This is a genomic window from Stenotrophomonas sp. GD03930, assembly GCF_029839665.1.
Taxonomy (GTDB): Bacteria; Pseudomonadota; Gammaproteobacteria; order Xanthomonadales; family Xanthomonadaceae; genus Stenotrophomonas; species Stenotrophomonas forensis.
Genome location: NZ_JAOCAV010000002.1, coordinates 208,458 through 223,490 on the forward strand (window position 1 = coordinate 208,458; position 15,033 = coordinate 223,490).

Below are 15,033 nucleotides of genomic sequence, written 5' to 3' on the forward strand. Positions count from 1 at the left end.
GATGAGTGGAGAAACCGCGGCAGTGCCGGACCAGGTCCGGCGGACACCCACGTCGAGCGGTGTGCTGCCCGAAATCGCAGCACGCGCCGACGCGGCCATCGCGATCCGCCACGACCTGCACCGGCACCCGGAGCTGGCCTTCGAGGAACACCGCACCAGTGCCCGCGTAGCCGAGCTGCTGCAGCAGTGGGGCTATGAGGTCACCACCGGCCTGGGCGGCACCGGCGTGGTCGGCACGCTGCAGCGCGGGCAGGGCAGCCGTCGCCTCGGCCTGCGCGCCGACATCGATGCACTGCCGATCCACGAGGATTCCGGACTGGCCTATGCCAGCCAGACCGACGGCCTGATGCATGCCTGCGGCCACGATGGCCACACCGCCATCCTGCTGTCGGCCGCGCATTACCTGGCTCACCATGGCCGTATCGACGGCACCCTGCAGCTGGTATTCCAGCCGGCCGAGGAAACCGGCTCGGGCGCGTCGAAGATGATTGCCGACGGCCTGTTCGAGCGCTTCCCGGTGGATGCAATCTATGGGCTGCACAACTGGCCGGGCGTACCCGTGGGCCACTTCGGCTTCGTCGACGGTCCGGCGATGGCATCGGTGGACTGGGCGCGGCTGAAGGTGATCGGCAAGGGCGGCCATGGTGCCGAGCCGCAGGGCAGTGTCGATCCGATCCTGGTGGCGGCGCACATCATCACCACGCTGCAGAGCGTGGTGTCGCGCAATGTCGATCCACGGCAGATGGGCGTGGTCACGGTCGGCTCGATCCATGGCGGGCAGGCCGCCAATGTGATTCCGGACGTGGTCGAACTGACGTTGACCGTACGCGCCTATCTGCCCGAGGTGCGCGACACCCTGCGCCGCCGGACCATCGAGATTGCCGAGCAGACCGCCGCCGCCTTCGGTGCGCGGGCCGAGATTGCGTTCCCGCGTGGCTTCCCCAGCGTGATCAACCATCCGCAGCAGACCGCCTATATCCGTGGCGTGGCGGAAGCGGGCTTCGGCGCCGAACAGGTGGTGCCCGGCTTCGCGCCGCGCACGGCCAGCGAGGACTTCGCCTTCCTGCTGCAGGCACGGCCCGGCAGTTTCGTGTTTGTCGGCAACGGCGACAGCGCACCGCTGCACAGCCCGCGCTATGTGTTCAACGACGCCGCCATCGCGCCGGCCGCCAGCCTGTGGGCACGGCTGGCCGAAGACTACCTGGTGAAGGACGTGGCATGAGCAGCAACGAACGCTTCTTCTATACCTCGGTGGATGATCCGCTGGCGCGGCCCCTGTTCGATGGCCTGGAACAGGAGTACGACAGCCGCTATGCGGATGTTCGCCGACGCATCGGTGGCAGTGCCCGCGAGGAGCTGCAGCGCTACCCGGCGCAGGCATTCGCCTCACCGGTAGGCGCGTTCGTACTGTTGCTGCGCGACGGCGTTGCGATCTCCGGGGGTGCCTTCATGCCGCACCGTGATCCGGAGACCGCCGAGTTCAAGCGGATCTGGACGCTGCCGGGATTGCGCCGCCAGGGCATCGCGCGGCGCGTGCTGCAGGAACTTGAAGACCAGGCCGCGCGCCAGGGCTATCGGCGGGTGTTCCTGACCACCGGCTTCCGCCAGCCCGAAGCGGTCGGGCTGTACCTCAGCCACGGCTACACCGCGCTGTTCGACCTGCAGGCGGATCCGGAAACCATCGCGCACCTGCCGTTCGAGAAATATCTTCAGGCGCCTGCGTCGCGGGTCGCGCAGACGCAAGCTGTGCTGCACGGAGCCCACGCATGAGTACGCCGTCGACTGCACTGGATGGAATCGCCGCACGCCCTTCACAGGCGCCGGAACCCGCGCTGAAGATCGTGCCGGCCCGGCATCCGTTGCAGGTGTTCGGCACCGTGCTGGCGTTGGCGCTGATCCTGATCGCGCTGCAATCGGTGCTGGGCAATCCGCGCTGGGGCTGGGGTACGTTCGCCGAGTGGTTCTTCGCGCGCCCGGTGCTGGAAGGCTTGGGCCGCACGCTGCTGCTGACTGCACTGGGTACCGGCCTGGGCTTCGCGCTGGGCACCCTGCTTGCGCTGGCGCGCGTCTCCGGCTCGCCACTGCTGTCGGCGGTGTCGTGGGGCTACGTCTGGCTGTTCCGCTCGATCCCGCTGCTGGTGCTGTTGTTGCTGCTGAACAACCTGGGCTACCTGTACAGCACCATCGAACTGGGTGTGCCGTTCACCGGCATCAGCCTGTTCTCGTACCCGACCACCCAGCTGATCGGTGTGTTCACGGCGGCGGTGCTGGGCCTTACGTTGAACCAGGCCGCATTCTCGGCCGAAGTGATCCGCGGTGGCATCCTGTCGGTGGACCATGGCCAGTACGAGGCGGCAGCCGCACTTGGCCTGCCGCGTGGCCGCCAAGTGCGCCGCATCATCCTGCCGCAGGCGATGCGCTCGATCCTGCCGGCGGCGTTCAACGATGTGATCGGCCTGGCCAAGAGCACCTCGGTGGTCTACGTGCTGGCGCTGCCGGAGCTGTTCTACACCGTGCAGGTGATCTACCGGCGCAACCTGGAAGTGGTGCCGTTGCTGATGGTGGCCACGGTCTGGTACCTGGTGATCCTGACAGTGCTGTCGCTGCTGCAGCGACGGGTGGAGCAGCGCTTTGCGCGCGGCCAACTGCAGCGCGAGCGCTCGGTATCGCGTGTCTCGTCGCCGGCGCGCGCCACAGATGAGGCTGCACCGCGCGTGGTCAATCGCCCGCGCATCGCCGCGCAGGTTGAAGCGGGCGAGGGCGCGGCGGTGTCGCTGCATGGCGTCGGCAAGGTATTCGGCGACCAGCCGGTGCTGGAGGACGTGAACCTGGACCTGCGCGCCGGCAGCGTTACCGTGCTGATTGGCCCGTCCGGCGCCGGCAAGTCCACGCTGCTGCGGCTGATCAACCACCTGGAACGCGCCGACAGCGGCTACGTGACCGTCGGCGGCCAGCTGATCGGCTACCGCCGTGACGGTGACACCCTGTACGAGCTGCCGGAGCGCGAGATCCGCCGTCGCCGCGCCGAGGTGGGCATGGTGTTCCAGGGCTTCAACCTGTTCCCGCACCTGACCGCGCTGGAGAACATCATCGAGGCGCCCATCGCCGTGCGCGGCGTGTCGCGCGCGCAGGCCGAGCAGCAGGCGCGCACGCTGCTGGAGCGGGTGGGCCTGGCCGACAAGGCCGATGCCTTCCCGCGCCAACTGTCGGGCGGCCAGCAGCAGCGCGTGGCGATTGCCCGCGCGCTGGCCCTGCAACCGAAAGTGCTGCTGTTCGACGAGCCGACCTCGGCGCTGGACCCGGAACTGGTGGCCGAAGTGCTCAGCGTGATCGAGGAACTGGCCCGCTCCGGCACCACGCTGGTGATCGTGACCCATGAGTTGAGCTTCGCCCGTCGCGTGGCCGACCACGTGGTGATGATGGACCAGGGGCGGGTGATCGAGCAGGGCACGCCCGAGGTTCTGTTCCAGCGCCCGCGCCAGCAACGCACCGCCGATTTCCTGGCCAAGACTCCGTAACCCTGAAAGGAACGCCATGAGCCCTGCAGCACCGCGTCGGCCTTCGCGCAGCACCCTGTTGATCGTGGGCGTGCTGGTCATCGGCATCGCTGGCATCGTCTATTCGCGCGTGCGCCAGGCACCAGATGCTGGCAACGTGGCCGCGGCCAGCCTGGCCGGCGCGAACACCGCCGTGCTGAAAGGCACACTCGATCCGAAGGCGCAGGCGTTGATTCCCGCTGGCTACCGCTTCGTCACGCCCGGCACGTTCACCGTGGCCACCCACCCGGGGCAGCTGCCACTGGCCGACTATGGTGCCGACAGCAAGGAGGTGGTCGGTATCGAGCCGGACATCGCGCGGCTGATTGCCGATGCGCTGGGCCTGAAGCTGGTGATCGTGCCGGTGGCTTGGGCCGACTGGCCGCTGGGGCTGGAATCGGGCAAGTACGATGCGGTGGTGTCGAACGTGACGGTCACCGAGGAGCGCAAGAAGAAGTTCGATTTCTCCAGTTACCGCTACGACCTGCTGGGCATCTATACGCGCAGCGATGGGCCGATCCGGAAGATCGACAAACCTGCCGATGTGGCCGGGTTGAAGGTGGTGGTCGGTGCGGCCACCAACCAGGACCAGATCCTGCGGCAGTGGGACCAGCAGAACATTGCGGCCGGGCTGAAGCCGGTGGAATACCAGTACTTCGATGATGCGGTGGTGGGGCGGCTTGCGGTGATCACCGGCCGCGCCGACGTCTCGTTCGAACCCAATGCCACCGGCGCCTATTCGGCGCGCGACGGCAAGGTGCGGCGCGTGGGCCTGTTCCCCGGTGGCTGGCCAAATGCTGCGGCGATCTCGGTGACCACCCGCAAGGGCAGCGGCCTTGCCGACGCAGTGACGCAGGCTTTGAACACCCAGATCGGCAGCGGCACGTATGCGCAGGCGCTGGCGCGCTGGAACGTGGCCGAGGAAGCGGTGCCGCAGTCGCAGACGAACCCGCCGGGGTTGCCTGCACTCTGACGCCGGGCGTGGCCCGGCGCTACCGCCGCTTTTGTAGAGCCGAGCCATGCTCGGCTGCAGTTCGCTCGGTGCGCGATGAGTCGAGCATGGCTCGACTCTACCAGCGCGCTTCCAGCGTCCGGAACGGCTTCGCCAGGCGCACGCCCTCGGCATCGAAGTCGGCAACTGGCCGCCCATCCACACGCACCAATTTCGGTATCGTGCGCTGCGGCCACCAGACCTTCACCGCCGTGCCGTTGCGCAGTCCGTCGCCCAGCGTGACCACCAGCGCGCCGTCGCGCTGCCGCGCCTGCATCTGCAAAGTGCCATACGCAGTGGGCAGCCGTTCCACCGACAGCCCATCGCCGGCCACCCAGGACGGCGGAGTGCCCGGCAGCAATGACAGCGCATCATCGTCTTCGCGCATCAACATGCCGAACAGCGTGCGACCATACTCGGCACCGATCCAGGTGTGTGGCATGTCACCCAGGTAGCGCGGGAAACGCAGCCGCGAATGCACGACCTCGGCCAGCACCTGCCACTCCAGTGGGCGCCGGTCATGCAGCAGGCCCTGCAGCAGTTCGTCGGCGGCCTCGGGCTGGCCCAGGTGCACGTAGCTCAGTACATTGCGGATCTCATAGGGCGTGTAGGCATACAGCGCACCGGGCTGGTTGCGCTTGCGCACGTCCTCCAGATAGCGGGCGAAGGTGGTCCGCAACGCATCGGCAGGCAACACGCTCTGCGCGCCGGTCGGGTCCAGGGCGATCGATACGCCCGTGGGATCGCCATCTCCCAGATCCGCCGAGGACGGGATGAAGTCGATGCCCTTCCACGCCATCGTCGCCCGGATCGAGGCGTGCAGCGCGTCGTACAGGGCCTTGTACTGCTGGCGCGCCCACACCGCGGTTTGGTGATCGCCCAGTGCGTCGGCCAGCCACGCGCCATCGTGCCAGCCCTTCAGGCCCCAGTAGTCATCCCAATAGCTGTGGGTCGGTGATGGATAGCCCTCATGACTGATCGATGGTGCAAGGATGCCGGCGAAGCGTTCCGGCGACGGCTGGTCAGCCATGTAACCCGCTACCAGCGTGCGCTCGCGCAGCTGCTGCAGGAACCGCAGCGCCGCTTTCACTTTCGGCAGGTACGCACGCACCGACTCTGGCCCGCCATCGAGCCGGGCGACATCGGCAACCAGCGCCACGTATTGACCCTGGCTGTCGTACTCGATGTCCGAACCAAAACCGGTGTTGACGCTGCCATCGTCGTTGAGGATCGGCGAAACCAGCCCGTTGGCGTGCACGCCGTGCTCGCTGTACCACGCCAGGTAGTCGCGCGCGACCTTGGCTTCGCCCATGCGCAGCAGCACCGCCGACGTGGCCATGCCGTCGCGGATGAAGGAACGGTTGTAGTTGCGTGGCCCCGGTTGCATGGCCGGCCCGGTCTGGTTGATCAGCATGTACGCCGCCTGCGCGCGCAGCATGTCGACCAGCGAGGGATCGGGCAGGCGCAGCCCCACCTGGCCCAGCCGTGCCTGCCAATCCGCCGAGGCCTGCGCGGCCAGCGTGTCGAACGCGGCATCGGCGTCGTGCGGCAGCGAGGACAGATCGAGCGGTGGCGCTTCTGGCAGCGCACCGTTGGCATCGGCGGCGGCGGTACCCAACGGGAAGGCGGCCACGATGGCCTCGCTGGCGCCGGGCGCCAGCGAAACGCGATAGCTCAGGGCCGCTGCGGCAAGGCCCTGGTCGTCCTGCGCCTGTTGCGTGTCGGGCAGCGTGCCGGCGGCGATTGCAGCAGTGATTTCCGTTGTGCCTTCCGCACCGAAAGGCGCGGTGCCCGACGCCGTGACCGGGGTGAGTGAATGCAGCAGGGTACGGCCATTGATGCGCACCGCCTGACCTTCGACGGACACATCGCGGATGGGTGACAGGCCACCGTTCTGCCACGGCGGGTTCATCTGCATCGGGCGTACAACCAGGGTCAGCGTGCCGTTGATCGTGGTCGTGCCGCTGTTGTGCAGCCGGTGGCGAAGCAGGGTGACCGGCTGCCCGTCGCGCTCGATGGCGAAGGCCTCGCTGCGCAGCTCCAGTCCGGGCTGCGGCGCCCAGGTGGCCGACGGCATCGGCTTCCAGCCATCGCGCAGTGCATGCTGCACCGTCTGCCCGGCGGCACCTGCAGCGTGCCCGTCGGCATTGCGCCAGATCGGCTGCACCAGCGGTGCGCCCTTGAAGGCTTCGAGGTTGCCGTATTCGTCGAAGATCGATTTCTGCCGGCCCGCGTGCACACCCACAGCGGTCCAGTAGGTCTGCTGCATCTGCAGCGAGGCGGGGAACAAGGCTCGTTGCGCACCGCTGGCGGCAATCTGGTAACGCTTCATCGGCGTCATCACCGCCTTCGGGCCCAGCAGGCGGATGCGGGCGATCTGCGCAGCGTCGCCGTGCACCGTCAGCCGCAGAGCCTGGATGTCGAGCGGCGCGCTGGCGGCAAGCCAGCTCTGCTGCCGGGTCGCGGCCTGCGCATCCATCGCCAGCGCATGCCAGCGGCCTTCTGCATCCTGGGCCTGCAGCGCTGCGGCGCCATGCACGTTGGCCCAGTCCACCGCCAGCCCGGTGCTCGGCTGCGGGCGCGGCAACGTGATGTCGAGTGTATGGACACCGCCCTTGCCAGCGGGAATGGCTACCGCACTGCCGCCTTGCCACAGCGCCGCGGACTGCGTGGCATCGAGTCCGAGCACGCGCGCACTGAGCGACGTATCGAGCGGTTCCATTTCGAAGATCGACACGCCCCAGTCGGAGGTGCGCTGCGGACTGGCCAGGCGCAGGTAGCGGGCCTGGCGTGGCGCGAAGTACAGCGTTTCGACGCCGCCGAGTGAATCGCCCATGGTGTAGGCGGTCTGCCACTGCGTCCCGTCCAGCGAGGTCTGCAACATGTAGCCCTCGGGATTGGAGACATCCCAGGTGAGGCGCACGCCAGCGAGCGTGGCCGGCGCGCCGAGGTCGATCTGGAACCAGTGGCCGGGACTGAACGCGCCGCCGGTCACCGTGCTCGGATCGTTGTCGATCAGGTGGCTGATGGCCATGGCCGGGACCTGCTGCGATGAAGCACTTGCCCGCCACTGGTCGCGGGCCGGCAGGTTCTGGGCCTGCGCGGAAAATGCCAGCCCGACAAACAGCAGGGCTGCGGTGGGACGGAAAGAGGAGGGCAGCTTCAGGACCGTGGAGCGTTCAACGCGAAATGCCATTACAGACAACCTCGCAGGTTCGGCCGGGATCGGGCGAGCGCTACGCTAGCAAGGGTTGTAACCGTTTACATGACGCGCTGCGGTAGGCGATGCAGCGAGCGCTGACGGATGTGGCTCTGGACGCGTGGCCAGGATCGCCTAGGGTCATTGCTCAAGGTTGAGTGCCCGGGTTGTCATTTGACAACCCGGGCCTGTCATGTGCAGACTGGGGAGAACAAGGAATGTCTCGTGCTCGTCATCCCGACAAGGACATCGAATCGGTGCTGCGGTTCGCGGAAGCTCGAGGCTGGAGTCTCCGTGTAGGTGGGAGCCACGCGTGGGGCCGGATGTATTGCCCTTACAACGACACCGACTGCCGATGCGGAGAATTCTGTGTAGTGAGCATCTGGAGCACGCCGCGCAGTCCTGGCAACCTCGCGCGCGCCTTGCGCCGCGTGGTCGAGAACTGCAGTCGTGAGCAATGAAATCAGGTTTCGATGGAAGCGAGGTGGCAGATGATGGAATTCAATTTCACCCTGAAGTACCGCTTGCCCGAACGCTACGATGACGTCGGAGTGCTTGAGCGGCGGCTGGCAGAGGCGGGGTGTGACGACGCGCTTCTGGGCAGCGGCTTGCCGGGAAGGATGGCGCTGGCCTTCTGCCGTGACGCCGACAGCGCGGTGGTCGCGCTGTGCTCGGCAGTGGATGATGTGCAGCGGGCCGTGCCAGGTGCCGAGCTGGTGGAGGTGAGCCCCGATCTGGTGGGGCTTACGGATGTGGCCGATCTGCTCGGGATGTCGCGACAGAACATGCGAAAGCTGATGCTGGCCAACCCGCAGTCGTTTCCGTCCCCGGTGCATGACGGCTCAACCTCCATCTGGCATCTGGCCGACATTCTGGGTTGGTTGCGCGCGCGTGGCAGCGAGAAGGTCACCACGGAAATGGCCGAACTGGCCGCGGCCGCATTGCAGTTGAATCTGGCCCGGGAAGGGCGCAGGTTGCAGCCGAAGGCGTAGTGCCAGGCTGCCGCATCAGCGCTGTCACCCGCGCGCTGGGGTCCTGCAGAAAGGGCGCCCGAAGGCGCCCCGCAGGTGCATTGATCTTCCCGGCTCAGCCTCGTGGCGAGAGCAGGTCTGCAAGACCGATGGAGGCATACATTTCGCGTCGCATGCGATCGGCAACGGCATTGACCACTTCGGCGCCGTCCTGTGAGGGGTCTACATGTACCCGGAACGGCCGATGTCCGTGTGGCAGGCCCACCACCTGCACGATCTGCCGCGCGACCTCCTCGGGATCGGCATCTGCAGGCTCCAACCCTGCCAGGCCCTTCAGTGCCTGGTCGGCGACACCGGCGTAGGGACCGTTCTCATAGTCGGCCACGATGGCGCTATCGGCGGGCGTGCCCGAATGCAGGAAGTGATTGGTGCCCTTGGTGAATGCACCCGGCACCATGATGGTGGTCTCGATGCCCCACCGCGACAGTTCGGTTGAATAGGACACGGCCAGTGCATCCATTGCGGCCTTGGCGGCGAAATAGGGCGCAAGGAACGGAGGAGTGCCACCGCGTGTGGAGGACGAGCCGATCCAGACAAGCAGGCCGTTGCCACGGCGGCGCAGGTGCGGAAGCGCGGCGCGGTTCACCCGCTGTGTGCCCAGCACATTGACGTCGTACTGTTGCATCAGCTGTTCCGGGGTGAATGCTTCAGCCGGACCGAACACCATGTGCCCGGCGTTATGCACGATGACGTCGAGCGCGCCTGCTTCGGCCAGCACGTGTTCGACCGCCGCCTGGCTGGACGCGTCCGACTGTACGTCCAGTTCGACGCTGCGAAGGTCGGCATGATGTACGTCTGCCCACTGTGCGATGTCGGCCACGCGGGTTGCATTGCGCCCGCGTGTTTCGCGCATCGAGGCGTAGACGACGTGGCCGGCAAGGGCCAGTGCCTTGGCGGTCATCAGGCCGAAGCCGGAGGATGCGCCGGTGATGAGGATAGTGTGTGACATGGGAGCTCCAGAAGAAGAAAGGGTCATGGCCGGGCGCGGGCCAACAGGCGCTGCGGCACGGTGTGCGCGGTCCAGGCGGCCAGTGAACCGAGGGCGCTGGCTGCGGTCAGCTCGGAGAGATGGGCCAGCGAGGGCTCAAGGTGGGCCGCGAACCAGCTGACCAGTCCTAGGAAGTACCCCAGCAGGTTGTTCAGCACCGGCAGGCCACGCAGGGCAACCACGCACAGCGCTACGACCAGTACAACGACGGGCACGGCCAACGAGGGACCCAATGAGGGAGAGAGCAGGCCCACTGCAAGTGTTGCCAATGCGCCGATGCCCAGCCCGAACCAGACGCAGGCCAGGTTTTCGATCGTGGAGCGCGTGCCCTGCAGCCGCGTGAAAAAGGCAATCCAACCGATGAACATCGTCCACACCGGCCAGCCGGCATGCAGCGCACCGGCAGCGGCGAAGGCCGCGGTGATCGCCGCAGTCACGGTGACGAGGGCGTAAGCGCTGCGGGAAACGGGAATCGGATTCATGGCGTCTCTCCGTGGTTCAGACCGCGCCGCCGTTGGCTCGCAGGACCTGACCGTTGATCCACCCGCCGTCGGCACCGGCCAGGAAGGCCACAGCAGCGGCGATGTCATCCGGCGTACCCAGGCGTTCAAGCGGGCTCATCTTTGCCAGCCGGTCGATCAGTTCGGCTGATTTGCCTTCCAGGAACAGGCTCGTGGCCGTCGGCCCCGGTGCGACGGCGTTCACGGTGATGCCGCGGCCGCGCAGTTCCTTGCTGAGGATGGCGCTCATGGTTTCCACCGCCGCCTTGCTTGCGGCATAGACGCCGTAGCGCTCGAGCTTGAATCCGACCACGCTGGTGGACAGGGTGACGATGCGGCCGCCGTCGCGGACACGGCGTGCGCTCTCACGCAGCACATTGAACGCGCCCTTCAGGTTGATGGCGATGAGGCGGTCGAACAGGGAATCTTCGCTCTCGGCCAGCGAAGCGAGTTCCAGTACCCCGGCACTGTTCACGACCACATCGACACCGCCGAAACGTGCCTCGATCGCATCGAACAGGGACTGCACGGATTGCGGGTTGGCGACATCGGCTTGAAGCGCGAGTGCCTGGCCACCGTCGGCGATCAGTTCGGTGGCCAGTGCTTCGGCTTCTTGGTGGCGACCGGCGTAGTTGATGGCCACCGCAAAGCCATCGGCGGCCAGGCGGCGGGAGATGGCGGCGCCAATGCCGCGCGAGCCGCCGGTGACAAGGGCAACGGGGGTTGAGGAAGCGATGTTCATGTTCAGATCCAGGAAGGCGCACCCACATGGCGCACGGTCATCCTGGACGTGATTGCGGGGCGGATAATCCCCCTTGATCCGGCAATATCATTCGGGCAGCCGAACAATCAGGTCGCCGACCCGCTGCAGGTCCCCGTCCGGGCCGCCAGGGGCGGCTGTGCCTGCTGCAACACCCGCGCGAGGCGGGTGCGGCAGAGGGTTCCAGGCAGGGCGCGATCGCTGGCTACAACTGCACCTGCTCCCACCAGCGCGTGCCGGCGTTCGGCGCCTGCATGTCCAGCGCTTCGCCCATCATCGGCGTGGCGACCGGCACGCTGTTTGCCTTCGCCAGGGCGGTGATGCGCTCGAACGGTTGCTGCCAGGCATGCAGGGCCAGGTCGAAGGTTCCGTTGTGGATGGGCAGCAGCCACTTGCCGCGCAGGTCCAGGTGCGCCTGCAGGGTCTGTTCCGGTTGCATGTGCACGAACGCCCAGCGCGGGTCATACGCGCCGGTTTCGATCATGGTGAGGTCGAACGGGCCGTACTTCTCGCCGATGGCCTTGAAGCCATCGAAGTAGCCGGTGTCGCCACTGAAGAAGATGCGGAAGTCACCATCCTGGATCACCCACGACGCCCACAGGCTGCGATCGCTGTCGCCCAGCCCACGGCCGGAAAAGTGCTGGCCCGGGGTGGCGGTCAGGCGCAGGCCGCTGGCTTCGGTCGACTGCCACCAGTCCAGCTGTTCCACCTTGGCGGCATCCACGCCCCAGGCGATGAGCTGGTCGCCCACCCCCAGCGGCGCAATGAAACGCGCGGTCTTGCCGGCCAGCTGCATCACCGCGGCGTGGTCGAGATGGTCGTAGTGGTTGTGCGAGAGGATCACACCGGCGATCGGTGGCAGTTCGTCGATGCTGATCGGGGGTGCGTGGAAGCGCGCCGGGCCCATCCACTGCACCGGGGAGGCGCGTTCGGAGAACACCGGGTCGGTCAGCCAGTACTGGCCGCGCAGCTTCAGCAGGATCGTCGAGTGACCCAGCCGGAACAGGCTGCGGTCGGGCGCGGCGTCGAGGCGGGCGCGGTCCAGCGGCAGCACCGGAATGGGGTGCGCCGGCACCGTGCCCTTGGGCTTGTTGAACAGGAACGTCCACCAGATCTCCGCGCCGTCGCGCAGGCCCATTGCCGGCCGCGGCAGGGCGTTGCGGAACTTGCCGTCGCGGTACTGCGGCGAATCGGGGAAGTCGGGGAGGGACCAGGACTTGCAGAAGGTGTAGGCGGTCACGGCGAGGATTCCAAGCAAAAGGACAAGGAGCAGGCGCTTCATGGGTGACGTCCGCTGGGTACACTGCACAGTGTAGTTTCGTGTTTTTCAAAAGTACACTGCTCGGTGTAAAATGTACGCATCCGTTCAGCTGACTGGTTCCTGCCATGCCCCGTGCCCCGCAACGCCTGACCGACCGCAAACGCGACGCCATCGTGCGCGCGGCGGTGGAGGAGTTCCGTGCATCGGGGTACGAGGCCACCAGCATGGACCGCATCGCCGAAGCGGCCGGGGTCTCCAAGCGCACCGTCTACAACCACTTCCCCAGCAAGGAAGCGTTGTTCTCGATGATCCTGGAGGAGCTGTGGGAGCGCAGCGTGGCCAGCGACACGCTGCCGTACCGCGCCGACCAGCCACTGCCGGCACAGCTGCTGCAGCTTGTGGGGCAGAAACTGGAGCTGCTCAGCGACGCCAACTTCATCGATCTGGCGCGGGTGGCGATGGCCGAGATCATCCATTCGCCGGAACGCGCGCAGGCGATCGTGTGCCGCATGGGCGAGAAGGAAAGCGGCGAGAGTGCGTGGATCCGTGCGGCGATTGCCGATGGACGACTGCGCGCGGTCGATCCGGAATTTGCCGGCCACCAGCTGCACGGCTTGGTGAAGAGCTTTGCGTTCTGGCCGCAGGTGACGATGGGGCAGGCACCGTTGAACGCCGAGGAGCGCGCGCGCGTGGCCGAGTCGGCGGTGGCGATGTTCCTGGGCTACTACGCGATCTAGCTGGCGGCGAAACGACGGAATTCGTCCGCCGGTAGCGCTGCCGAATACAGATAGCCCTGGCCGACATCCACGCCCAGTGCGCGCAGTTGCTGTTCCTGCGCCAGGGTCTCGGTGCCTTCGGCTACCACGATCGCGCCGCAGCGATGCGCGACTTCGACGATGAAACGCACGATCGACTGTGACTTGGCATCGGACAGCGTGGCGATCAACGCCTGCTCGATCTTGACCTCGGCGATGGCCAGCTGCGAGAGCAGGATCAGGGTCGAGTAGCCCGCACCGAAATCGTCCAATGACAGGGTCACCCCGGCCGCCAGCAATTGCGCGATGTTGGCATCGACCACATCGCGTTCGACGATCTCGGTCCACTCGACGATTTCCAGCCGCAGCATCGTCCCGGGCACATCATGCAGCTGCAGCAGTTCCTGCAGGCGCAGGCCGAAACCGGGCAGGCGCAGCGACTCGGCGGAGACATTGACCGCCACGGTCAGCTGCAGGCCCTCACCCCGGCACTGCTGCAGGAAGTGGATGGCCGACTGCAGCGTGGCCCATTCCAGGTCGGCCAGGCGGCCCTGGCGGCGCAGCAGCGAGATCACCCGCATCGGCGTGATCATCCGGCCCTCGCCGTCGCGCATGCGCAACAACGCTTCGGCACCGACCAGGCGCCGGTCCTGCAGGCGATGCTTGGGCTGGTAGCACAACGGCGCGTCGCCGTGGCGGAGCCAGCGTTCCAGTGCACCTTCGATCAGCACGTCGATCTCGCTGTCGCGCTGGACCGGATCGTCGAAGAACACGACGCCCGACTCGATCGCGCTCAACGCCAGGGTGATCGCGCGGAAGGGCAGGTGCCCATCGTCGGCGTCACCGGGTGGCTTCAGTTCGACCACCGCGCAGCGGACCAGCGGCCGGAAGCCTGGCCACTCCTCGCTGATGCGCTCGGCCAGCCCGGACGCCAGTTCGGTGATGTGGGGCTGCGTGCGCAGCTCCGGCAACGAGAGGCCCTGGACCAGGATCGCCAGCGCGGCATCACCGAACTGGTAGATCTCCAGCCTGTCCGCAGGCAGTGATGGCAGCAGGCGGTGCACATCGTCGCCGCTGTCGCGCCGCCACAGTCCGTTATCCTGCAGCGGCCCATAACGCAGCCGCAGGTCACGCAGGTTGCCCATCTCGGCGACGATCAGGCAGGCATGACCTATGCCGTCGTTGTCGCGCCAATAGTGCTGCAGGCGTTCGCCGAGCGCGCGCATGTTGGGCAGGCCGCTGATCGGGTCGATGCGCAGCCAGGCCTGCTCGCGCTGGCGCTGGGCATCGATCTGCGCATCGTTGTAGACCAGTGCGAACACGGCGCCCAGCATCAACAGCGACACGGGCAGTGCCAGCAGGCGTTGGATCGCCAGTTCTGCCACCGGCAGCTGATCGGCGCCGATGATCGCCACGCCGAGGGCCAGGCCCAGCGCGGTCACGCCGATGCGCACGCCCCAGGCCTGCAGGATCATCGGCAGCGAGAGTTCGTTGAGCATGCGGGGGTGCAGGCGCCGGCGCAGCCAGATGCCGGCCAGCATCTGCAGCAGGGATTCAAGGGCCGCAGGCAGGAAGAACTGGGTGCCGGAGAACTGGTAGCGGGCCAGCAGGCTGGCGGCCAGGCAGGCCAGCCCACCGCGCCAGCCACCGAGCAGGCCGCTGACCAGCAGGATGTCGAAGCCGAGGTGGAGCTTGACCACGCCCTGGGTATAGCGGGCCACGAACCAGGAATTGAACAGATAGATCAGGCCCAGCGCCACGCCCACATACAGGCGGCGCCCTTCGATGGCATGGCCGGCGCGGCGGGTGGCGATCAGCAGCACGCCGATCATGCCGATGACGGCGGTGGCCTGCAGCAGGTACAGCGGCAGGCTGGGCAGGGCGCTGTCCAGAACCTGGGCCGTAACCCGTGAAAGCGCATCCATAGCAGGTTCCCGCCTGTGACCGACGGCCAGTGAGGAGCAGGGTAAACCACGGCCGCGCGCGCGGCCACTGACGCCTCCCTGCGCTGG

At 67.1% G+C, this 15,033-nt stretch carries 13 protein-coding genes; 7 read left to right on the forward strand and 6 right to left on the reverse strand.

Annotation, left to right across the window (positions count from 1 at the left end; genetic code table 11):
- Position 1 precedes the first annotated feature (1 nt).
- The 4 genes from N5C18_RS11685 to N5C18_RS11700 are packed head-to-tail and all read left to right on the forward strand — an operon-like array spanning position 2 to position 4,509.
- A complete protein-coding gene (locus N5C18_RS11685; RefSeq protein WP_279944654.1) occupies positions 2-1,222 on the forward strand; it encodes a M20 family metallopeptidase in 1,221 nt (406 codons plus the stop codon).
- A complete protein-coding gene (locus tag N5C18_RS11690) occupies positions 1,219-1,770 on the forward strand; it encodes a GNAT family N-acetyltransferase (protein ID WP_279944656.1) in 552 nt (183 codons plus the stop codon). Before N5C18_RS11685 ends, N5C18_RS11690 begins: the two co-directional genes overlap by 4 nt.
- Entirely contained in the window at positions 1,767-3,518 is a 1,752-nt protein-coding gene (locus N5C18_RS11695; protein WP_279944657.1) for an amino acid ABC transporter permease/ATP-binding protein, read from the forward strand. Before N5C18_RS11690 ends, N5C18_RS11695 begins: the two co-directional genes overlap by 4 nt.
- Positions 3,519-3,534: 16 nt before the next feature.
- Complete coding sequence (locus tag N5C18_RS11700) at positions 3,535-4,509, forward strand: ABC transporter substrate-binding protein (RefSeq protein WP_279944658.1); 975 nt, start codon at positions 3,535-3,537, stop codon at positions 4,507-4,509.
- 97 nt (positions 4,510-4,606) lie between these two features.
- Here the strand turns inward: N5C18_RS11700 and N5C18_RS11705 are convergent, their stop codons facing one another.
- Positions 4,607-7,723, reverse strand: coding sequence for a discoidin domain-containing protein (locus N5C18_RS11705; protein ID WP_279944659.1), 3,117 nt, complete (start codon positions 7,721-7,723; stop codon positions 4,607-4,609).
- A gap of 221 nt (positions 7,724-7,944) precedes the next feature.
- Here N5C18_RS11705 and N5C18_RS11710 point away from each other — a divergent pair, with 221 nt between their 5' ends.
- Together N5C18_RS11710 and N5C18_RS11715 are read left to right on the forward strand one after the other, a co-directional pair.
- Entirely contained in the window at positions 7,945-8,187 is a 243-nt protein-coding gene (locus tag N5C18_RS11710) for a hypothetical protein (protein ID WP_279944660.1), read from the forward strand.
- Between the two features lie 33 nt (positions 8,188-8,220).
- The gene (locus N5C18_RS11715; RefSeq protein ID WP_271260373.1) at positions 8,221-8,718 is read left to right on the forward strand and encodes a DNA-binding protein; all 498 of its coding nucleotides are present in this window, start codon (positions 8,221-8,223) and stop codon (positions 8,716-8,718) included.
- Positions 8,719-8,812: 94 nt separating this feature from the next.
- Here N5C18_RS11715 and N5C18_RS11720 read toward each other — a convergent pair whose 3' ends face one another.
- The 4 genes from N5C18_RS11720 to N5C18_RS11735 all read right to left on the reverse strand — a co-directional run bounded on the left by N5C18_RS11720 (position 8,813) and on the right by N5C18_RS11735 (position 12,287).
- Complete coding sequence (locus tag N5C18_RS11720; RefSeq protein ID WP_279944661.1) at positions 8,813-9,706, reverse strand: SDR family oxidoreductase; 894 nt, start codon at positions 9,704-9,706, stop codon at positions 8,813-8,815.
- A gap of 23 nt (positions 9,707-9,729) precedes the next feature.
- Complete coding sequence (locus N5C18_RS11725) at positions 9,730-10,227, reverse strand: DUF1097 domain-containing protein (RefSeq protein ID WP_279944662.1); 498 nt, start codon at positions 10,225-10,227, stop codon at positions 9,730-9,732.
- 16 nt (positions 10,228-10,243) lie between these two features.
- A complete protein-coding gene (locus N5C18_RS11730; protein WP_279944663.1) occupies positions 10,244-10,987 on the reverse strand; it encodes an SDR family oxidoreductase in 744 nt (247 codons plus the stop codon).
- A gap of 223 nt (positions 10,988-11,210) precedes the next feature.
- The gene (locus N5C18_RS11735; protein ID WP_279944664.1) at positions 11,211-12,287 is read right to left on the reverse strand and encodes an MBL fold metallo-hydrolase; all 1,077 of its coding nucleotides are present in this window, start codon (positions 12,285-12,287) and stop codon (positions 11,211-11,213) included.
- Positions 12,288-12,391: 104 nt separating this feature from the next.
- Between N5C18_RS11735 and N5C18_RS11740 the strand changes: the two genes are divergently transcribed.
- On the forward strand, positions 12,392-13,003 hold the full coding sequence (locus tag N5C18_RS11740) for a TetR/AcrR family transcriptional regulator (RefSeq protein WP_053449559.1): 612 nt from the start codon (positions 12,392-12,394) through the stop codon (positions 13,001-13,003).
- On the opposite strand, the gene N5C18_RS11745 is transcribed toward N5C18_RS11740, so the two are convergent.
- The gene (locus tag N5C18_RS11745; RefSeq protein WP_279944665.1) at positions 13,000-14,946 is read right to left on the reverse strand and encodes an EAL domain-containing protein; all 1,947 of its coding nucleotides are present in this window, start codon (positions 14,944-14,946) and stop codon (positions 13,000-13,002) included. The genes N5C18_RS11740 and N5C18_RS11745 overlap by 4 nt on opposite strands.
- Between the last annotated feature and the right edge of the window lie 87 nt (positions 14,947-15,033).